This window comes from Massilia sp. 05N420 (genome assembly GCF_056397205.1).
On the sequence record NZ_JBFTMX010000302.1, the window covers coordinates 1 to 354 of the forward strand.

Here is a 354-nt window from a genome sequence, read left to right on the forward strand (position 1 = left end):
ATCCAGATCGGCGTCGGCACCGTCAGGAAGCGCGACAGCGCCAGCTGGTAAAACGAAGGATCGTTGATGCCGACAGCACGGCCATCCGAAGCGATCAGCGCGAAGCCGCGGACGATCTGCATCGTCGCCAGCGTAGTGATCAACGCATTGATGCGGAACTTGGCGATAACCACACCGTTGATGACGCCGACGATGCTGCCGCAGATCAGCGCCGCCAGCAGGCCGAGCGGGATCGAGCCGGTGGAATTCGACACCATCACCGCGATCATACCGGAGAAGGCGACCGTCGAGCCGACCGAGAGGTCGAAGTCGCGCGACGCCAGGCAGAACATCATCGTGCAGGCAACGATGCCG

1 protein-coding gene is annotated in these 354 nt (G+C 62.7%); it reads right to left on the reverse strand.

All coding sequences use genetic code 11. From position 1 onward, the window contains the following. On the reverse strand, positions 1-354 hold a 354-nt coding region (locus tag AC1DIX_RS28430), incomplete at both ends, for an ABC transporter permease subunit (protein ID WP_477328707.1).